Below are 19783 nucleotides of genomic sequence, written 5' to 3' on the forward strand. Positions count from 1 at the left end.
CGCTTGCTTCACCACGCCGGGTAAAGTAGCCTTGAGCCATCTTTTTTCTGCGAGTCTGAGCAGCATCCGGCATGATAAAACGCGTGATATCAGGGTTGATAATCATCATATTATTGATGATGGGGACCGCGCTTGCCCTTGATCGCTGGATCGGCTGGAAAACCGCGCCCTACGTTTATGATGATCTGAAGGCGCTGCCGCATCGTCAGGTCGGCGTTGTGCTTGGCACCGCTAAGTATTACCGCACCGGCGTGATCAATCAGTATTACCTCTATCGCATGCAGGGCGCGCTTAACGCCTATAACAGCGGGAAAATTAACTACCTGCTGCTGAGCGGCGACAATGCGCAGCAAAGCTATAACGAACCGATGACCATGCGACGCGATCTGATTGCGGCAGGCGTTGCGCCAGCGGATATCGTGCTCGACTATGCGGGTTTCCGCACGCTGGACTCTATCGTCCGTACCCGCAAAGTGTTTGATACCAACGACTTTATTATTATCACCCAGCGTTTTCACTGCGAGCGCGCGCTGTTTATCGCCCTGCATATGGGGATTCAGGCGCAGTGCTATGCCGTACCTTCGCCAAAAAACATGCTGAATATTCGTGTGCGTGAAGTGGGCGCGCGGTTAGGCGCGCTGGCGGATTTATATTTACGGAAACGTGAACCGCGTTTTCTCGGGCCGCTGGTGCCCATTCCCGCCAGTCAGTCGGTGCCGGAGGATGCGCAAAGCTATCCTGCGGTTACGCCGGAGCAGTTGCTTGAACTGCAACAGAAGCTGAAACCGCGCGACGCGCAATAAAAAAGGCCAGGCATTGCCTGGCCGCGATAACCACGAAAGCGTTATTTCTTACGTGCGTACTTCAGCGAATCCAGCGCCACGGCAAAGATAATGATGCCGCCCTTAATGATGTACTGCCAGTAAGGGTTCACCCCGATATAGGTCAGACCGTAGTTGATAACGGTGAAGATCAGCACCCCGGTCACCACGCCAGCCACCGTGCCCACGCCGCCGGCAAATGACACGCCGCCAACCACACAGGCGGCAATCGCATCCAGCTCGTACATAAAGCCCAGGTTGTTGGTTGCTGAGCCGATGCGGCCTGCTTCGAGCATCCCGCCAAAAGCGTAGAACACGCCGGACAGCGCATAGATCAGGATCAGGTTGAAGTTTACGTTCACGCCTGACACTTTCGCCGCTTCAGGGTTGCCGCCGATAGCAAAAATGTTTTTACCAAAGCGGGTTTTATTCCACAGCACCCAGACGAAAAATATCGCGATGGCGGCGTAGAAGGTGATGTAGGAGAGTTTGAAATCGCCAAGACGAATAAAGCCCTGGGCAAAGGTTGAGAACTTCTCATCAAAACCGGCAATAGGCGACGCGCCCACGTAGTCGTAATAGAGCGAGTTGATGCCATAAACGATGATCATGGTACCCAGCGTGGTGATAAACGGCGTCACCTTCAGGTAGGCGATGATCAGGCCGTTAACCAGGCCGATAATGCCGCCGATGATGCACACCGTCAGGATCACCAGTGGGATCGGCACGGTATTCATATCAGGAAAGACTTTGTTGGCATTGTCCATTGCCTGTAGCAGCGTGGCGGCAACCACCGCCGCCAGACCTACCTGGCGTCCCGCAGAAAGATCGGTGCCCTGGGTGACAATCAGTCCCGCCACGCCGAGCGCAATAATAATACGGACGGATGACTGGGTTAAAATATTACTTAAGTTCATCAAACTTAAAAAAGTGGGGTCCTGGAAGATAATGATTGCCAGCAGCACCAGCAATACAACGTATATCCCGCCCTCTTTTAACCAGGTGAGCGCATTCTTTTTATTTACAGCATTCATGGTAACAGCCCTTACCCTATTAAAGATGCAACGATGCCAAACGTAAGATTTCGTTCTGCGTAGTCGTTTTCGTTTCAACAATACCTGCAACCATGCCGTTACTCATTACCAGTATCCTGTCGGTAATACCTAAAAGCTCCGGCATCTCAGAAGAAATAATGATGATGCCTTTCTCTCTTTTCGCCAGCTCAGAAATTAACTGATAAATTTCAAACTTGGCGCCCACGTCAATGCCGCGCGTCGGTTCATCAAGCATCAGTATTTCAGGCTGGGTTAACAGCCAGCGACCAATAATCACTTTTTGCTGGTTGCCGCCCGACAGTGAGCCAATGGAGGTGCGATGTCCCGGTGTTTTAACCCGCATAGAATCGATAACCCATTGGGTATCGCTTTTCATCCGGCTGTTATCCAACAATCCGAGGCTGTTTTTATATTTACGAATATTGGAAATGAGCGAGTTAAAACCGATATCCAGAAACGCATAAATACCGGTCGCGCGGCGTTCTTCGGTCACCAGCGCAAAGCCGTGATTAATGGCTTCGTTGGCGCTGTGATTATTAATCGCTTTGCCGTGCAGCTTAATGGTGCCGCCAGACTTTTCACGAATGCCGAACAGCGTTTCCACAATATCGGTACGCTTCGCGCCCACCAGCCCTGCCACGCCGAGGATCTCGCCTTTACGCAGGTCAAACGAAATATCGCGTATCGACGGCTGGCGCAGTGAGGTTAAGTTGCGAACTTCAAGAATGGTTTCGCCCGGCACGTTGCTTTTATCCGGGAAGCGCTGATTCAGTGAACGCCCCACCATCATGGCGATGATCCTGTCCATATCCAGCCCTTCCAGCGGCTGGGTGGCGATCCACTGCCCGTCGCGCAAAATCGTAATTTCATCGCAGAGCTGGAATATTTCTTCCATCTTGTGCGAGATATAAACGATGCCGCAGCCGCGCTCTTTCAGTTTACGGATAATAGTGAACAGATGGTTCACCTCTTTTTCCGTTAATGAAGAGGTTGGCTCATCCATAATGACGATTTTCGCGTCATAGGAGAACGCCTTGGCTATTTCCACCATCTGCATTTGCGAAACCGACAGCGTAATAACTTTGTCACGCGGATCGATATCAATATCCAGCTCGTCAAAAATGGCTTTGGTATCGCGGTACATTTTGTCCTGATCGACAAAAAAACCTTTACGTGGATAACGTCCCAGCCACATGTTATCCATTACCGTGCGCTGTAAAACCAGGTTGAGTTCCTGATGCACCATTGATACGCCATTTTCCAGCGCTTCTTTGGAGCTTTTGAAATCAATCTCATTGCCCTGAAAAACAATGCTCCCCGCATCTTTACTGTAAATGCCAAACAGGCATTTTAATAACGTGGATTTACCCGCGCCGTTCTCGCCCATCAGGGCATGAACTGAGTGAGGGCGAATTTTTAAATTCACGTTGTCCAGCGCTTTAACGCCGGGAAATGACTTGCTGACGCCAGTCATCTCCAGCAGATATTCACGCTGAGTCTGCACTTTATCGCTGCCCATAATTCTACCTGGCTAAACGTGGCATATTATCGGGCCGCCCGCAGGCGGGCCCGTAAAGGGGCGCGATCGCGCCCATAAACATCGTAATTACTTAGGTAACTCAGACAGATTATCTTTATCCACCGGCACGTAGGCTACGCGTACCACTTTCCCGTCCAGTTTGTAGTCGGTGCCTTCGGTGGCAGGTTTACCGTCCGCCAGGTTTTTGGCCATCTGGAAAGTAGCGCGCGCCTGGTTTTTCGCATCATTCAGCACCGTACCGGCCATTGCGCCTGATTTCACCATCGCCAGCGCTTCTGGCAGCGCATCCACGCCAAACACCGGTACACTGGCTTTATTATGCGATTTCAGCGCTTCAACTGCGCCCATCGCCATGGCGTCGTTATTGGCGATAACCACTTCAATCTTGTTACCGTTCGGGCCAGACAACCACGCGTCGGTTTTATCTTTAGCCTGTGCGGTATCCCACATGGCGGTATCCATATGCAGCTGCTGAGTTTTGATACCGTCTTTGTTCAGGGTTTCGATAACATATTTGGTACGCGCTTCAGCATCAGGATGGCCCGGCTCGCCTTTCAGCAGCACGAACTGGATCACGCCGTCTTTATTCAGATCCCAGGCCGGCGTGGCTTTCCAGTGTTTTTCAATCAGCTCGCCCTGCTTAACGCCGGACTCTTTTGAATCGGTGCCGACGTAATAGGCTTTATCATAGCTGGCCAGCGCTTTCGCGGTCGGCTCTTTGTTGAAGAAGACAACAGGAATGTCGTTGGCTTTCGCTTTGCTGATCACCACCGCGGCGGCAGCCGGATCAACCAGGTTAATAGCCAGCGCCTTCACGCCTTTCGCGACCATAACGTCAACCTGATCGTTCTGGGTGGACTGGCTGTTTTGAGAGTCATTCATCAGCAGTTGAACGCCGCTGCTGTTTTTTGCTTCTTTCTCAATATCTTTACGCACAACGGACATAAAGTTGTCATCGTATTTATAGATGGTCACGCCGATACGGGTATCAGCGGCGTGAGCCGTTGCGCCAAAAATCATGCTGGCAGCCAGGGCAGTGAGCGTGAAAGCCTTCTTATTCATGGTATCTCCGGTTTTATGTAGGGTCGTACTCAGCGCCGCGCCCGTTGACCAGGCGAGACGCTAATTTACCGGCGAGGCAGTAAGGTTAAGATAACGTTACGCAAAGCCGTTTAATTGTTAAAACAATGCCCGACTTCCCTGTACGGTAACGCTTCCAGAATGCTGTGAAATAAACCGTTTCATGAGCAGTGCAACGGGCGGTTCAGGGGGGCTGAACGGCGTTACATCATGTTTCACCCTCATTGAGTCGCTGCAATCATAGAGAAGACGATGTTAATTAACTGTGAATTTACTCACAAATTGAAAACGGTTACACCGCAGAATCGCTTGGGTTAGTGACTGCCGCCACACTTTGGCAGATCGCCACGGAATGGCGGCGCACCAGCGTCGGCATAAAACAGTGCTGCGCGGTGTCATCAAGCAGCCCGGCAGCGCCCATTAATGCCAGCTCAGTCGCTGTTTTTGCCATTGAAACAATGGGATAGCGGACTGTCGTCAGTTGCGGGTCGGTATAGCGGGAAATGGGAATGTCATCAAAGCCAATGACGGACATTTGCTGCGGCACCGCAATGCCGTTGTCCTTCAGCGCCGCCAGCGCGCCCGCCGCCATGCTGTCGTTGTAGGCAAACACTGCGCTGAGGTGCAGATTACGCCCCAGCAGCTCAACCATCGCCGCCTCGCCGCCCTGCATATCGGGTTCGGCGCTGGCCGTCCAGCTTTCCGGCGGGTTAATGCCCTGCCCCACCAGCGCCTGCTTCCAGCCGCTGCGCCGCTGCTCCACGTCCTCAATCGGATGGCTGGATCCCAGAAAACCAATTCGCTGGTGTCCCTGCTGTTGCAGCATGCGCGTCGCCATCAGCGCACCGCTGATGTTATCCAGACAAACGCAGCGATGCGCGAAACCCGGAATGATACGGTTTATCAGTACCATGCCCGGCACCTGCTGCATCAGCGCGCTGAGTTCGCTATCACCCAGCGCCTTGGCATGCACCACCAGCGCGCTGCACCGTTGGCGGATCAGCACTTCGATGGCGTGACGCTCTTTATCCGCCTGATGATAGGAGTTGTTGATAAGCACATGTTTTTGCGCGAGCTGCGCAACGGTGTCCACCGCTTTGACCAGCGCGCCGAAGAAGGGATCGGAAACGTCCATGACCACCACGCCGATGGTATCGCTGACCTGCGTTGCCAGCGCCTGCGCGTTGGCGTTGGGCCGGTAGCCAAACGAGTCGACGATTTTCAGCACCATGTCACGCGTGTCCTGCGTCACGGCGGCGCTGTTGTTCAGCACGCGCGATACGGTTGCAACGGAAACGCCTGCGGCGCGGGCCACATCACGGATGGTAATCATCAGCGATTACCTTTGATTAAAATTTGCATAGCCCTTCCAGTCACACAGTGTCTGGCGGCTATTCTGGCAGGGGTTTGCAGGTTACTGCGTGAATCACGTCACAATCATGAAAACGGTTACATACAATTCTGCAACCTTTGTGATGCCGGTCATCTTCCGCCTGAGGCTGTTTCTGACGGTTTGCCGCCGCCCAGCACCGTCAGCCGGCGCCACAGCCACTCCACCGGGCCCTGACGAAAGTAGCGCAGCCAGAGCACGGAGAATAGCAGATTGATGGCCCAGACCAGCGGCACGACGGCCAGCAGTTGCAGGCGGCTCAGCGTATTAAACCAGCCGAAGACATTGAACAGCAGCGTACACAGCAACGTTTGCAGCAGATAGTTACTGAGCGCCATGCGTCCGACGCAGCTTACCGCACGGGTGATTTTGAACTGCGCCAGCGTTGGCCAGAAGCCAAAACAGAGCGCGGCATAGCCAATGGCCTGAAGCGGCGCGCTCAGCTCACGCGGCACCTGAAGGAAAAAGGCGCTCCAGCGGTAATCCCAGCCGGTGGCCCATTGCAGATAAATAGCAGGAATATTGATAATCCAGGCCAGCGGGATCAGCAGCGCTGCCGCGCGCCGGTAGTGCTGAATGCCCCAACTGCCGCGCAGCCAGCCGCTGCGCATCAGCGCGCCGCCGATCATCATCAGCCCTGCCAGTTGCCAGCCGTACTGTGCGGCCAGCCCCAGCAGGCCTGAGGAGAAGAGCTGTAAGCGATTTTGCACTGCCTGCCAGCCGCCCTGCGTCTTCCACAGGGTTTCGTACTGTACTTCAGCAAACCCGGGCTGCCAGGCGCTGTTCGCCTGATGGCCTGAAGAGAGCCCCAGCAGCAGCAGAACGGCGGTGCCGACCAGAAACAGTAACACGCCCGTGTTGAACAGCTGGCGGGAGGAAGGAACATCGCGGATCATCCGCCACGCCACCAGCCCAATCAGACCGTAGTCGAAGAGGATATCTCCTTCCCAGAAAAAAATGCCGTGCAGCAGGCCCAGCAGCACCAGCCAGGTCAGACGCGCCTGGAGCCAGCGTTTGCCGCGCGGCAGCAGCATCTGCAAACCCGCGCCAAACAGCAGCGCAAACAGGGAGAGGAATTTCAGTTGGGCAAGCAGATCGAGAACCGCCCACGTCAGGGCATCGGGCAGTGAGGCCGCGCCCTGCCAGGCGGGATTGAGATAGGCCGCGTGCGGCTGACCAAAGGCGACAATGTTGAGCAGCAAAATCCCGGTAATGGCCAGCCCGCGAATAAAATCCAGCGTATCAATGCGCGGCATCGGCGGCGATCAGACGTGACGAACCGCGCGTAAAAATTCCTGGCGCGTGTTCTGGCTCGACTTGAACAGCCCGCCCAGCGAGGTGGTGGTGGTGGCGCTGGTGGCGTCACGAATGCCGCGCGCCTTCACGCAGTAGTGCACCGCATCAATCGACACCGCCACGTTGTTGGTGCCAAGCAGCGTTTGAAGCGCCAGCAAAATTTGCTGGGTCAGACGCTCCTGCACCTGTGGGCGGGAGGAGAAAAACTGCACAATGCGGTTGATTTTTGACAGGCCAATCACCTTATCCTTCGGGATATAGGCAACGGTCGCCTTACCATCGATTATCACAAAATGGTGTTCGCAGGTGCTGGTCAGGGTGATGTCACGTACCGTCACCATCTCATCAACCTTCATTTTGTTTTCAATCAGGGTGATTTTTGGAAAGTTAGCGTAGTCGAGGCCGGAAAACACCTCATTCACGTACATTTTAGCGATACGATGCGGCGTTTCGGCCAGGCTGTCATCGTCCAGATCGAGGTTAAGCAGCTGCATGATTTCCGTCATGTGTTCAGCGATCAGGCGCTTACGGGTTTCATCATCCAGCTCGCGCGCGGGTGCGCGCAGCGGGGTTTCCAGCCCACGGGCGAGCAGCGCTTCGTGAACCAGTGCAGCTTCCTGACTTAACGTAGCCATGGCGATATTTTCTCCGGCAGGTGACACGCCCGTACTCATGGGAACGGGCAAAATTCTGAGGCGCTATTTTGGAACACAATCTGGCGTTAATCCAGTGAATCCCTGTCAATTGCCATGAAACAGTTTCACGCTGCCGCCGCATCGCGTCGCCAGACCAGCGCGCCCGCAACCACCAGCGCCGCGCCTGCAATCCACAGCGCCGGTTCAAGCCGGTGGGTCAATGCTGTTGAAATAGCAGACAGCATCGGCCCCACCAGTTGCCCTACCGCATAGCCGGTGGTCAGCAGGCCCGCCATGTAACGCGTGTGCAGCGGCGCCAGCTCGCGACCGTACAGCAGGGAAAGCTGTACCGCGCAGAGAAAGCCACCGCCGATCAGCGCCGCGCCCAGCGTCAGTCCGGCGATCCCCGGAATTATATCGGCGCAAAATACACCGAGGGCCTGCGCCCAAAGCACGATCGCCAGCCGCGTGTTGGCGTGACCGTAGTGCCGCGTCAGGATCACCAGACCGATGCCGATTACCGCCGCGCCGCCGAAAATCGGCCAGATAAACTGCGCAAAAAGACTGCCCGGAAAACGTTCGGCAGCCATTTGCGAAAGGAAAGTTGCGGGCAATATATAGCCAAAGCCCGCCAGACTGTAGCTCCAGACCAGTTTTTTCAGGCCCGGCGTCAGAACCAGCGGTTCCGGCGCGGTTTCGGGACGGTGAAGCTCGCCTTTGCGCGGGAGGTTGCGCGCGACCAGCGCGACCAGCGCCAGCGCCAACAGTCCGTAGGCACACCATGCCCACGCCGCGTTAATGCTGTACTTATGCAACAGCACCGCCAGCATTCCGCTAAGAAAAATACCGGTGCCCGGCCCGGCAAAGACCGCCGCGCTCATTTTTGTCCGCCCCAGCCGGTGCAGTTGTTCATTGCTCCAGGCGGCTACCAGCACCATTGCCCAGCCGCTGGCCCAGCCGATAAAAAAGCGGATGGCGCCATGCAGCCAGGGGCCGGAGGCTGCCGCCGACAGCAGCGTCAGCGCCACCGCGCCCCACAGACCGACCTGAAGCCGCCGCTCGACATGCCGCGTCGTGCGCATCGCATTCCATGAGCCGCAGAGATAGCCGAGGTAGTTAAACGCCGCCACCACGCCTGCGCTGGTCAGTGAAAGCTGATGCTCGCCGATCATCAGCGGCACCTGTGGCGTGAAGGCGAATCGTCCAATGCCCATTGCCACTACAAGGGTGATAAACGCGGTGAGCGCCACGCGAAAAGCCATAGTGATTTCCTTGTTTTTATAAGCAGGTGTTAACCAATCGTTGCCTCAATCATGGCGCATGGTTAAACTGACGAAAAGTGAATAATCAACAACACTTTATTCCCTGAAAGAGAATACATGGATCTGACTCAGCTAAAAATGTTCTGCGCAGTCGCCGAAACCGGCTCGGTGATCCGTGCGGCAACGCAGCTGCACCGCGTGCCCTCGAACCTCACCACGCGCCTGCGCCAGCTGGAGCAGGAGATGGGCTGCGACCTCTTTATTCGTGAGAAGCAGCGTCTGCGTCTTTCCCCGCTGGGCCATAACTTTCTTAACTATGCACGGCGCATTCTTGCGCTGAGCGAGGAAGCGCTGAGTATGGCGCACAGCGGCGAACCCGGCGGCCAGTTCGCGCTGGGTGCGATGGAGAGCACCGCCGCCGCCCGCCTGCCCGATCTGCTGGCCGCCTGCCATCAGCGCTATCCCACAATGGTCATCTCGCTGATTACGGATACCTCCAGAGAGCTTATCCAGCGCGTACGTCAGGGTTCGCTGGCAGCGGCGCTGGTGGACGGGCCGGTGCTGGCCGAAGAACTCAACAGCTGCATTGCGTTTCAGGAGCAGATGGTGCTTATCTCCAGCCCCGAGCGGCCGTCCATTGCACAGCCTGCCGACGCCGAAGGCTACACGCTGTTTGCCTTCAGGTCCGGTTGCTCTTACCGCCTGCGCCTTGAAAACTGGTTCCGCAGCAGCGGCGTCGAGCCGGGACCGGTCAGGGAAATTCAGTCTTATCATACCCTGCTTGCCTGTGTTGCCGGCGGCGCGGGACTCGCGTTATTACCCGAATCCGTGCTTGCGCTGATGCCGACGCAGGCGCGCTTTAAACGTCATGCCCTGCCCGATGACGTTAGTGAGGCAACCACCCGCCTCATCTGGCGCCGCGACGCGTTTACCCCCAACGTTGAAGCACTCAAATACCTGATCATTGCGCAACGCGACAATGAGCCAGTCAGTGAAACTGGTCCATAATGACTATTACCCCCCGAAACATGAAAGAGAAGACGATGGAAATGATTAAAACACGTGCCGCCGTGGCCTGGGCCGCCGGCGAACCCCTGAAGATTGAAGAAGTGGATTTAATGCCGCCGCAGAAAGGCGAAGTGCTGGTGCGCATTGTCGCCACCGGCGTGTGTCATACCGATGCCTATACGCTGTCAGGCAAAGATCCTGAAGGCGTTTTTCCGGCGATTCTGGGCCATGAAGGCGGCGGCGTGGTGGAAGCGGTCGGCGAAGGCGTGACCAGCGTGGCGGTCGGCGATCACGTGATTCCGCTCTACACGCCTGAATGCGGCAAATGTAAGTACTGTTTGTCTGGTAAAACCAACCTTTGTCAGGCGATCCGCACCACGCAGGGCAAAGGTCTGATGCCGGACGGCACCACGCGTTTCTTTAAGGACGGCAAGCCGATTTTCCACTATATGGGTACCTCCACCTTCTCGGAATACACCGTGGTACCGGAAATTTCGCTGGCAAAAATCAGCAAAGAAGCGCCGCTTGAAGAAGTTTGCCTGCTGGGCTGCGGCGTGACCACCGGCATGGGCGCGGTGATGAACACGGCAAAAGTGAAGGAAGGCGATACCGTGGCCATCTTCGGTCTGGGCGGCATCGGCCTTTCGGCAATCATTGGTGCGCGGATGGCAAAAGCCGGACGCATCATTGCCATTGATATCAATACCAGCAAGTTCGATCTCGCCACTAAACTGGGCGCCACCGATCTGGTGAATCCAAAAGATTACGATAAGCCGATTCAGGAGGTCATTGTCGACATGACCGACGGCGGCGTGGATTTCTCGTTTGAGTGCATCGGCAACGTCAACGTCATGCGTTCCGCGCTGGAGTGCTGCCATAAGGGCTGGGGCGAATCGGTAATTATTGGCGTGGCGGGCGCGGGCGAAGAGATTTCGACCCGTCCGTTCCAGCTGGTTACCGGTCGCGTCTGGCGCGGATCCGCATTTGGTGGCGTGAAGGGCCGCTCGCAGCTGCCTGGCATCGTTCAGCGCTATATGGACGGTGAATTCCAGCTTAATGATTTCATCACTCATAACCTGCCGCTGGAAGAGATTAATGACGCCTTCGACCTGATGCATGAAGGAAAGTCGATTCGCTCCGTGGTGCACTTCAACAAATAATCGGGAGGATGGATGGCATCATCGCTGGAACTTCTGGAAGAACATCGTCTGTTTGGCGGCTGGCAGCAGCGTTACCGTCACCGTGCAGACACGCTGAACTGCGATATGACGTTCAGTATTTTCCTGCCCGCACCAAAAAATGACACCCCGCCTGCGGTGGTGTGGTTTCTGGCGGGTTTGACCTGCACCGATGAAAATTTCGCCACCAAGTCCGGCGCGCAGCGCGTTGCTGCTGAGTTGGGGCTGGTGCTGGTAATGCCGGATACCAGCCCGCGCGGCGAAGGCGTGGCGAACGATGAGGGCTACGATCTCGGTCAGGGCGCGGGGTTTTATCTCAACGCCACCCGGGCACCGTGGGCTGCGCACTTTCACATGTATGACTACCTTAGCGAAGAGCTGCCGACGCTGATTGCGGATAACTTTCACGTCAGCGAGCGCCAGGCGATCATGGGACACTCAATGGGCGGTCACGGCGCGCTGATGCTGGCGCTGCGCGCGCCAGAGCGCTTTGTTTCCGCCTCGGCCTTTGCGCCCATCGTCAACCCGGCCGACGTGCCGTGGGGTCGTAAAGCGTTCAGCGCCTATCTGGGCGATTCAGTGGAAACCTGGCTGCCTTATGACAGCTGCTGGCTGATGCGTCAGGCGAAAGCAGCGGTGCCGATGCTGATCGATCAGGGCGACAGCGATCAGTTTCTTGCCGATCAGCTTCATCCTGAACGGCTGGAAGAGATTGCCAGAGAGAAAGGCTTTCCGCTCACCGTGCGTATTCAGCCAGGGTACGATCACAGCTACTTTTTTATTTCCAGCTTTGTGGAAGACCATCTCCGTTTCCATGCAGAACACCTTTCTGCTTAAAAAATTAAGGCCGGTTATCCGGCCTTTTTTATTCAGAAGCTGTAATCAACTGCCGCAAAATAGCGGCGACCGTCTTCATTAAAGCCATAGCTGTCGCGGTTCAGATCTTTGTCGCCGACATTCTGCACGCCCGCTCTTACCTTCACGGCTTTACTGGCCTGCCAGCTCCCTCCGCTATTCCACACCACGTAGCCGCCCGGCGTCAGACCATCGTCTTTCAGCGTACGGCGCTCGCCAGAATATTTCGCCTGAACGTAGAACGCCCAGTCTGCCAGCGGCGACCAGTCCAGCGTGCCGTTAGCGGTATGCAACGGCAGCGTCTCCAGCGGTTTATTGCCGCCGCCGCTGCGGTCGCGCCCATCGGCATAGGTATAGTTCAGCGTCAGTTTCCAGGCAGGAGAAATCGGAATTTTCAGCTCGGTTTCAACACCATTGATAAGCGCCCGGTTGACGTTGTAATAGTGAAATACCGGTTTGCCATTTTCAACGCCCACGAAGTTACTGTAACCCGGCGCGTCGGTAAGCGAGGCGGTGCGGGCGATATCAATGCGATCCTTTACCCTGGTCTGAAAGGCGGTAAGGCTGGCGATAACGCCGTCGAACGCGCCCTCGTCGCCATGATAGTAAAGGCCCAGTTCGACGCTTTCGCTGGTCTCCGGTTTAAGATCGCTATTACCGATGATTGTACAGGAACCGCGACAGGACGCCGTTTTCCAGTCAGGGCTCAGTTCCAGCAGCGACGGCGCCTTAAAGGCATTGGCCCAGCCGCCCTTCAGCGTGACAGTCTCACTGGCGTTATAGACCAGATAGGCGCGGGGGCTCCAGCGATCGCCGTAGGTTTCATGCTTGTCCATGCGCACGCCGCTGGTCAGCGACAGCGAATCCAGCATCTGCCACTCGTCTTCAACGAACAACGCATACTGGCTGGCCGATGCCCGCCCGCTGCCCTGAAGTTTCACCGAATCTGCCAGCCGATCGTGACGAAGCTCGCCGCCGACGATCAGCAGTTGACGAATGTCTCCCAGCGGCAGGATCAGCTTTCCGTCCAGCGACTGGTTGGTGGAAACCAGGTCGCCGTCACTGATGACGTTCTCAATGCGGTCGCCGTATAAGCGCAGTTCGGTCTGGCTCCAACCCCAGCGCCCGTTATGACTGAGCGAGTAGTTTTGGCGCTCAAGCCGGGTTTTATCCAGCGAGTCGGAATCGCGATCCTGACGGTCGAAGCCGTAGCCGACGGCGAAATCCTGCGTTTCCGAAGGCGTGAACGAGAATTCGACATCGGCGTTGCGCGCGCTGTAGCCCTCAATACGCGGCGTCCAGCCGGTGGCTGAGGTGGAAGACGACTGCTGCGCATCTTTACCGCGCCTGCCCAGACTGCCGTAAGTCTTGACGCTAAGCACATCATCTACCAAAGGCCCGCTGGCAAAAAAGTTACCGTTGTGGCTGTCGCCGCGGTCACGGTGCGACTGGAAGGTGGTGTCCGCACTCAACGTTCCGTGCCAGGCCTTGCCCGTTTGTCGGGTAATAATATTGATCACGCCGCCCAGCGCATCTGAGCCGTACAGCGATGACATCGGCCCACGCACCACTTCAATCCGCTCAATGGCGTCCACCGGCACCCAGTTAAGGTCGTAGTCGTTGTGGCGGAAAACGGCATGGCGGGAGTTGACCCTTTTGCCGTCGATAAGGATGAGGGTATAGCTGCTGTCCAGCCCGCGCAGGCCGACGCCTTTACGGTTATCGCCTTCGCTGATGAGCTGTACGCCCGGCACGTCTCGCAGTACATCCTTCAGATTTTGTACCGGTTTTCGTTTGAGATCTTCAGCGGTGATCACGCTGATGCTGGCGGGGGCGTCTTTCAGATTTACCTCTACTGCCGATGCGGTAACCACCAGCGTATCCTGCTGCCTCTCCTCAGCGTGAGCCGTTAAGACGAATAAAGAAACGGAGGTATAAAGACCATAGCGTACAAATGTGTTCAACCTGAACATACTCTCTCCTTGAGGCGCATTTATAGTTAAAGGGTATTTTGCCCACACTAAAACAGCAGAACGTTTTCTGCTTAATTAAACTGGATAATTATTCGGGCAGTATTGCGCTGCCCGTTAAGTTGTTATTTGACCGGATCAGAAAGTCGGTTCGGCAACCAGACCATCAATTAATACCTGGGGTTTCCCCTGCGAGCAGCGCTCAATGCGCCCCCGCACACCATAGACTTTCGCCAGCGTTTCCGGGGTAATCACGTTTTCCGGCTGGCCATCAGCAATGAGTTCTCCATTTTGCAGCATTAATACGTGGTCACCATGACGCAGAGCGATATTAATATCATGTACCACCACCACCGTAATAATATTGCGCTGCTGTGTTTCCCGTCGAATTAACGACATAACGTGAAACTGATAATTTAAATCCAGCGCGCTCAGCGGTTCATCAAGTAATAACAGCGACGGACGACGAATAAGCGATTGCGCCAGACCGACCAGCTGTTTTTGTCCGCCGGAGAGCTGATCGAGATAGCTCAGCGCCAGGTGCTCAATGCCGAGCCGCTTCAGCAGGGCCATAACGTCTGACTCGCTGCCCCGATTGCCCGACGCGCGCTGAGCGACAATAATTGATTCCAGCACGTGCAGGTGGACACCCGCAGGCAGCGACTGCGGCAGATACACCACGCGATCGGCGCGCTGCGCAAACGACAGCGACATCAGATCTTCGCCGTTGAGCCGCAGTTCGCCACGGCCACTATTCAGCCCGGCGATGGCACGCAACAGCGTCGACTTACCACAGCCGTTCGGCCCCAGCAGCACCGTTATTTTTCCGGCAGGCAGCAGAGGCACGTTAAGATCGCGGATCACCTCACGCTTCGGATAGCCTGCCTGGAAATGAGCAAGGGATAATCCTTCCATCAGACGCTCCCACGGTGGCGCAAAATAATGCTCAGAAAGAAAGGCACACCCACCAGCGAGGTGACGATGCCTACGGGGACGATAACGCCCGATACCAGATTTTTCGAGACGATAGAGGCCAATGACAGCACCAGCGCACCGGTCAGCGCGCTGGCGGGCAGATAGTAACGGTGATCTTCGCCGAAAATCAGACGGGCGATGTGCGGCGCAACCAGACCAATAAAGCCAATCGGGCCAACGAAGGCCACCGCCAGCGCGGAAAGAATGCTGATGCGCAACAGCGTGGCGAGACGCAGGCGACGCACGTCGATACCAAAGCTGAGCGCACGATCTTCGCCGAGCCGCAGCGCCGTAAGCTTCCACGAACTCATCATCGACAGCGGTGCCAGAATGGCGAACGCAATCAGCAGCACGCCCAGCTTCTCCCAGGAGGCGCGCGCCAGGCTGCCCATCGTCCAGAATACCAGCCCCTGCAAAGTATCTTCGCTGGCGATAAACTGCATCATTGATACCAGCGCGTTAAAGGTAAAGACCAGCGCGATGCCAAACAGCACCACGCCGGACGTTGCTACGCGCGTCCAGCGGGTGATGCCGTCGAGCATCAGCGCGGCGAACAGCGCAAAAACAAAGGCGTTGGCCGAAATAAACCACTGGTCGGCAATACCAGGAATGCCCAGCCCCAGCACAATGGCCAGCGCGGCGCCGAACGCCGCCGCCGACGAGACGCCGAGCGTAAACGGACTGGCCAGCGGGTTATTCAGAATGGTTTGCATCTCCGCGCCTGCCAGCCCCAGCACCAGCCCCACCATCACCGCCATCAGCGCATAAGGCAGGCGAATATCCCAGACGATCACCCGCGTTCCCGCGTCCACGCTCTCCGGCGAAAGCAGCGTCTGCCAGAGCGTACTGAGCGACAGGCCGGACGGACCCAGGGTAAAGTCCAGCACCAGCGAGGTAAAAATAGCCAGCAGCAGTACGCCGATCATCAGTAAGCGATAGCGCAGCAGCCGATGGTAACGCACCATAATGGATGCATCGCCGGTTGTCGCTGGCGGAGAAGAAACGTGCATGAGTAATACCTGCTGTTATTTTGCCGACATCCAGTATGTGCCCGTTGGCTCTACCGCCAGAAACTGCCGATAGAGCTGCGCTTCCGTTACGGCAGGATCGAGATCGGCGAATTTTTCGGGATAGAACCACGTGGCGAAGGCCTGGATCGCCAGGATGTTATAAGGCGAGTTGTAGAAATTATGCCATATTGCCCAGGCATGCCCCGCTTTTACCGCCTCCAGATCACGGATCCCCTGTCGTGAAAGCGCAATCGCCAGGCTTTGCTGCGCCTGCTGCGGCGTCACCTGCGCGCCCAGTTGAATCCCCGGCGCGGTGCCAGGTGCTTTACCGCCGCTGGCAATATACACATTTGGCTGGCTGGCGATAACTTTTTCGAGGTTTACCGTGCCCAACGGGCCAGGCAGCAGATCCCGCGCGATATTGTCGCCCCCGGCCAGATCGATAAAGTCGCCCATATTTCCTTTACCGGCAGAGCCGCAGCACTCGTCCCGCATCCCCGCGTGAAGTTCAATAAAGACCTTTGGCTTATCGGCGGCGGCAATCGCCTGAGTAATATCCGTCACCCGCCGGAGGTTTTGTTGATAAAAATCGATATAGCTTTCCGCCTGCTGCTCCCGGTGCAGGACTTTGCCCAGCAGGCGCATACTTGGTACGGTGTTTTTAAGCGGCGCCGTGCGAAAATCGACAAAAACCACCGGCACGCCGGCGCGCTCAAGTTGATTAACCAGCTCGCTGTGCCTGCCCGGCCCGTGTCCGGCCAGACCAAAGACGGCAATATCCGGATTGAGCGTTAACACTTTTTCCGGGCTGATGCTGTCGGCAGACGTGTGGCCGATGAGAGGAATATCATCAATTTTGGGGAATTTTTTGCGGTACTGCGCGTAGGTTTGCGTATCCAGCTTGCGGAAGTCGCCCTGCCAGCCAACGATACGATCCAGCGGCTTCTGCCCTTCCAGCAGCGAGAGGGCGTAAAACAGTCGTCCTTCTCCCAGCAGAATGCGATCCACCTTTTCAGGGACAGTCACCTCGCGTCCGGCAATATCGGTTACCGTGGCGGCCCAGCCGTTACTGATGGCGAGTGAGAAAAACACTAAAAGACATTTCACTATCGATCCGTTGAACATCGTTGCCTGCTCCATAGCGTCAAAAAGTCACGCCCGAGACAATAACGAAAGTGATAATAATTATCAATACTGTTTTCATAAAAAAGGCGCACGACGCGCGCCTTTCATTGCATCGGCTATTTTGTATCAGGAAACTGCATGTCCTGATATTTCACAAAACGGGATTTTTTAGTCAGCTTGTAGCCAAACCAGATGACTAAAAACAGCGGGATGCCGATGTAGGTGGCCGCTACCGCATACCAGTCAATGCGATCTTCAAGGAACGCCTGATAGTTCTGCCCAAGGGTGATGATCAGACAAAGAATGAAGGCGAAGATCGGGCCGAGCGGGAAGAAACCGGACTGATAAGGCAGGTCTGACAGATCGCGCCCCTGCGACACGTAACCGCGACGGAAACGATAGTGGCTGACCGCGATGCCCAGCCAGGCAATGAACCCGGTCATGCCGGAGGTATTCAGCAGCCACAGATAGACCGTCTGATTACCAAACATAGAACTGAGGAAACAGAGCGCCGCCACCACCGTGGTGGCATACAGCGCGTTGCGCGGAACGCCGCCTTTGGAAAGCTTGCCGAAGAGGCGTGGCGCTTTGCCTTCCCGCGCCAGGGTAAAGAGCATGCGGGTTGAGGCATACATGCCTGAGTTGCCTGCCGAGAGCACCGCGGTCAGGATCACCGCGTTCATCACCGCCGCAGCGGAGAGCAGTCCGGCATGCTGAAAGACCAGTGTGAAGGGGCTGACGCTGATATCTTTCACGTCATTACGCAGCAGGTTGCTATCGGTATAGGGAATAATCAGGCTGATCACCAGGATCGCAAAGACGTAAAACAGCAGGATGCGCCAGAACACCTGCCGCACCGCGCGAGGGATATTTTTTGCCGGCTCTTCCGACTCACCGGCGGCGATACCAATAAGCTCGGTGCCCTGGAAAGAGAAACCGACGATCATCGCCACGCCAATCATCGCGGAGAATCCTCCTGCAAACGGCGCGTCGCCGATCTGCCAGTTATGCCAGCCCGCACCTTCGCCGCCGCGCAAAATGCCGACGATCATCAGTACGCCCACGCCGATGAAGATAATGACCGTGACTACTTTAATCAGCGAGAACCAGTATTCCGCCTCGCCGAAGCCTTTTACTGAAATGTAGTTAAGCAGGAAAATCAGACAAAGAAACAGCGCGCTCCAGATCCAGCCGGGCGTGTCCGGGAACCAGTACGTCATCACCAGCTGCGAGGCGACGAGATCGACAGCGATGGTTACCGCCCAGTTGTACCAGTAGTTCCAGCCCAGCGCGAAGCCAAAACCTTCTTCAACATAGTTTGCGCCGTAGGTAGAAAACGAACCTGAAACGGGCATAAACGCCGCCAGTTCACCAAGGCTGGTCATCAGAAAATAGACCATCAAGCCGATCAATATATAAGAGAGCAGCGCGCCGCCCGGCCCCGCCTGAGAGATCGTCGCGCCGGAGGCGACGAACAGGCCCGTACCGATAGAGCCGCCAATGGCGATCATGGAGAGGTGGCGCGCCTTAAGCTCGCGTCGTAGCGCAGGCTGTTCTGTTGTTTTTGTGTCCTTAACCATCTTGAAATGCTGTGTCCTGGGTAAAATAAGGCGCGATTGTAGCAAACTGCTTCCTGACGGGTAGTGATTCCGCCCCGTTATAAGATAGCTTCATGATCGCCGCGCAATTATAAGTTTTGCGCCGTTATTCCGTGCAATAGCTAAGGAATCTCAGCAGAGATTTGGAGAGATGTTTCTGACGGTGGTGAATACGATAGAGCGTGCGTTTAAGCGGCGGCAGCGGGATGCGGACTTCGCGAAGCGTGCCTACCGCCAGTTGCTCCTCAATCACGCGGCGCGACAGGCAACTGATGCCCATGCCGTGCCGCACAGCGTGTTTAATGGCTTCCGAGTTGCCTAACTCCAGCGCCAGCCGAAACGGCGGCAGATGGGAAAGCAGCAAATAATCAACGATTTCACGCGTGCCGGAGCCGTGCTCGCGCAGGATCCACGACGCGGCGGCGAGGGAATCCAGCGTGACCGGCTGCCGGAAAATCGTTGCATCCGGCGCGGCAAAAACCACCAGTTCGTCCTCCAGCCACGGTTCGCTAATCAGCCCGGTCATATGGCTTGGCCCTTCGATCAGACCGATATCAACGCGAAAATCCGCTACCGCGTTAATCACGTCCTGGCTGTTGCCTACGCTTAATTCGAGCGGCAGTTCAGGAAAATCGCTGCGCCAGCGGGCAATCATGCCGGGCAGCAGATAGTTGCCGATGGTGCTGCTGGCGAACACGCGTAGCGCGCCGTTATCCTCACGGAAAAGCTGCTCGATCTCAGTGGCCTGTTCCAGTAACGCCACCGCGCGCGGATAGAGCAGCCGCCCGTGCTCGTTAACCATCAGCCGTTTACCTACGCGATCAAAAAGCTGTACGCCAAGCTGCCCTTCCAGATCCGCCAGCGCAGCGCTCACCGCCGACTGCGACAGTGACATAACCTGTGACGCCTGGGTGGTGGAGCCGCTTTTCAGCACTTCGCTGAACACCTCAAGCTGTCGTAACGTGATATGCATTGTTCTTGTACC

The 19783-nt window shown here is 56.2% G+C and carries 17 protein-coding genes; 4 read left to right on the forward strand and 13 right to left on the reverse strand.

Annotated elements, in window-relative coordinates; genetic code table 11:
- Positions 1-71: 71 nt before the first annotated feature.
- On the forward strand, positions 72-803 hold the full coding sequence (gene sanA / locus FA91_RS11750; protein ID WP_034915950.1) for an outer membrane permeability protein SanA: 732 nt from the start codon (positions 72-74) through the stop codon (positions 801-803).
- Positions 804-844: 41 nt separating this feature from the next.
- Here the strand turns inward: sanA and mglC are convergent, their stop codons facing one another.
- The 7 genes from mglC to FA91_RS11785 form a co-directional block, all read right to left on the reverse strand.
- Positions 845-1855, reverse strand: a complete 1011-nt coding sequence (mglC, locus tag FA91_RS11755; RefSeq protein ID WP_034915953.1) for a galactose/methyl galactoside ABC transporter permease MglC — start codon at positions 1853-1855, stop codon at positions 845-847.
- A gap of 19 nt (positions 1856-1874) precedes the next feature.
- Positions 1875-3395 carry a galactose/methyl galactoside ABC transporter ATP-binding protein MglA gene (gene mglA / locus FA91_RS11760; RefSeq protein WP_034915955.1) on the reverse strand — a complete coding sequence of 507 codons (1521 nt, stop codon included), beginning with the start codon at positions 3393-3395 and terminating at the stop codon, positions 1875-1877.
- 87 nt (positions 3396-3482) lie between these two features.
- Positions 3483-4478, reverse strand: coding sequence for a galactose/glucose ABC transporter substrate-binding protein MglB (mglB, locus tag FA91_RS11765; RefSeq protein ID WP_034915957.1), 996 nt, complete (start codon positions 4476-4478; stop codon positions 3483-3485).
- 310 nt (positions 4479-4788) lie between these two features.
- Positions 4789-5829: an HTH-type transcriptional regulator GalS gene (gene galS, locus FA91_RS11770; RefSeq protein ID WP_034915958.1), complete on the reverse strand. Its 1041-nt coding sequence runs from the start codon at positions 5827-5829 to the stop codon at positions 4789-4791.
- A gap of 149 nt (positions 5830-5978) precedes the next feature.
- Positions 5979-7142, reverse strand: a complete 1164-nt coding sequence (gene yeiB / locus FA91_RS11775; RefSeq protein WP_034915960.1) for a DUF418 domain-containing protein YeiB — start codon at positions 7140-7142, stop codon at positions 5979-5981.
- 9 nt (positions 7143-7151) lie between these two features.
- Entirely contained in the window at positions 7152-7817 is a 666-nt protein-coding gene (folE, locus tag FA91_RS11780) for a GTP cyclohydrolase I FolE (RefSeq protein ID WP_034919247.1), read from the reverse strand.
- 125 nt (positions 7818-7942) lie between these two features.
- Positions 7943-9079 carry a YbfB/YjiJ family MFS transporter gene (locus FA91_RS11785; protein WP_034915961.1) on the reverse strand — a complete coding sequence of 379 codons (1137 nt, stop codon included), beginning with the start codon at positions 9077-9079 and terminating at the stop codon, positions 7943-7945.
- Positions 9080-9196: 117 nt separating this feature from the next.
- Between FA91_RS11785 and FA91_RS11790 the strand changes: the two genes are divergently transcribed.
- The 3 genes from FA91_RS11790 to fghA are packed head-to-tail and all read left to right on the forward strand — an operon-like array spanning position 9197 to position 12102.
- On the forward strand, positions 9197-10087 hold the full coding sequence (locus tag FA91_RS11790) for a LysR family transcriptional regulator (protein ID WP_034915963.1): 891 nt from the start codon (positions 9197-9199) through the stop codon (positions 10085-10087).
- 35 nt (positions 10088-10122) lie between these two features.
- The gene (locus tag FA91_RS11795; RefSeq protein WP_034915966.1) at positions 10123-11247 is read left to right on the forward strand and encodes an S-(hydroxymethyl)glutathione dehydrogenase/class III alcohol dehydrogenase; all 1125 of its coding nucleotides are present in this window, start codon (positions 10123-10125) and stop codon (positions 11245-11247) included.
- Positions 11248-11259: 12 nt separating this feature from the next.
- On the forward strand, positions 11260-12102 hold the full coding sequence (gene fghA, locus FA91_RS11800; RefSeq protein WP_034915967.1) for an S-formylglutathione hydrolase: 843 nt from the start codon (positions 11260-11262) through the stop codon (positions 12100-12102).
- 32 nt (positions 12103-12134) lie between these two features.
- Here the strand turns inward: fghA and cirA are convergent, their stop codons facing one another.
- The 6 genes from cirA to yieE all read right to left on the reverse strand — a co-directional run bounded on the left by cirA (position 12135) and on the right by yieE (position 19771).
- Complete coding sequence (gene cirA / locus FA91_RS11805) at positions 12135-14093, reverse strand: catecholate siderophore receptor CirA (RefSeq protein WP_034915968.1); 1959 nt, start codon at positions 14091-14093, stop codon at positions 12135-12137.
- Positions 14094-14228: 135 nt separating this feature from the next.
- The gene (locus FA91_RS11810; protein WP_034919250.1) at positions 14229-15008 is read right to left on the reverse strand and encodes an ABC transporter ATP-binding protein; all 780 of its coding nucleotides are present in this window, start codon (positions 15006-15008) and stop codon (positions 14229-14231) included.
- Positions 15005-16075 (reverse strand): iron ABC transporter permease, encoded by a 1071-nt coding sequence (locus FA91_RS11815; RefSeq protein ID WP_034915970.1) that lies wholly within the window; start codon positions 16073-16075, stop codon positions 15005-15007. The genes FA91_RS11810 and FA91_RS11815 overlap by 4 nt, the downstream gene beginning before the upstream one ends.
- 15 nt (positions 16076-16090) lie before the next feature.
- Entirely contained in the window at positions 16091-17182 is a 1092-nt protein-coding gene (locus FA91_RS11820) for an ABC transporter substrate-binding protein (RefSeq protein ID WP_231566766.1), read from the reverse strand.
- Positions 17183-17316: 134 nt separating this feature from the next.
- Entirely contained in the window at positions 17317-18780 is a 1464-nt protein-coding gene (locus FA91_RS11825; RefSeq protein WP_034915975.1) for an amino acid permease, read from the reverse strand.
- A gap of 124 nt (positions 18781-18904) precedes the next feature.
- On the reverse strand, positions 18905-19771 hold the full coding sequence (gene yieE / locus FA91_RS11830) for a DNA-binding transcriptional regulator YeiE (protein WP_034915978.1): 867 nt from the start codon (positions 19769-19771) through the stop codon (positions 18905-18907).
- Positions 19772-19783 lie beyond the last annotated feature (12 nt).

The organism is Erwinia sp. 9145 (assembly GCF_000745075.1).
Classification (GTDB): Bacteria; Pseudomonadota; Gammaproteobacteria; order Enterobacterales; family Enterobacteriaceae; genus Erwinia; species Erwinia oleae.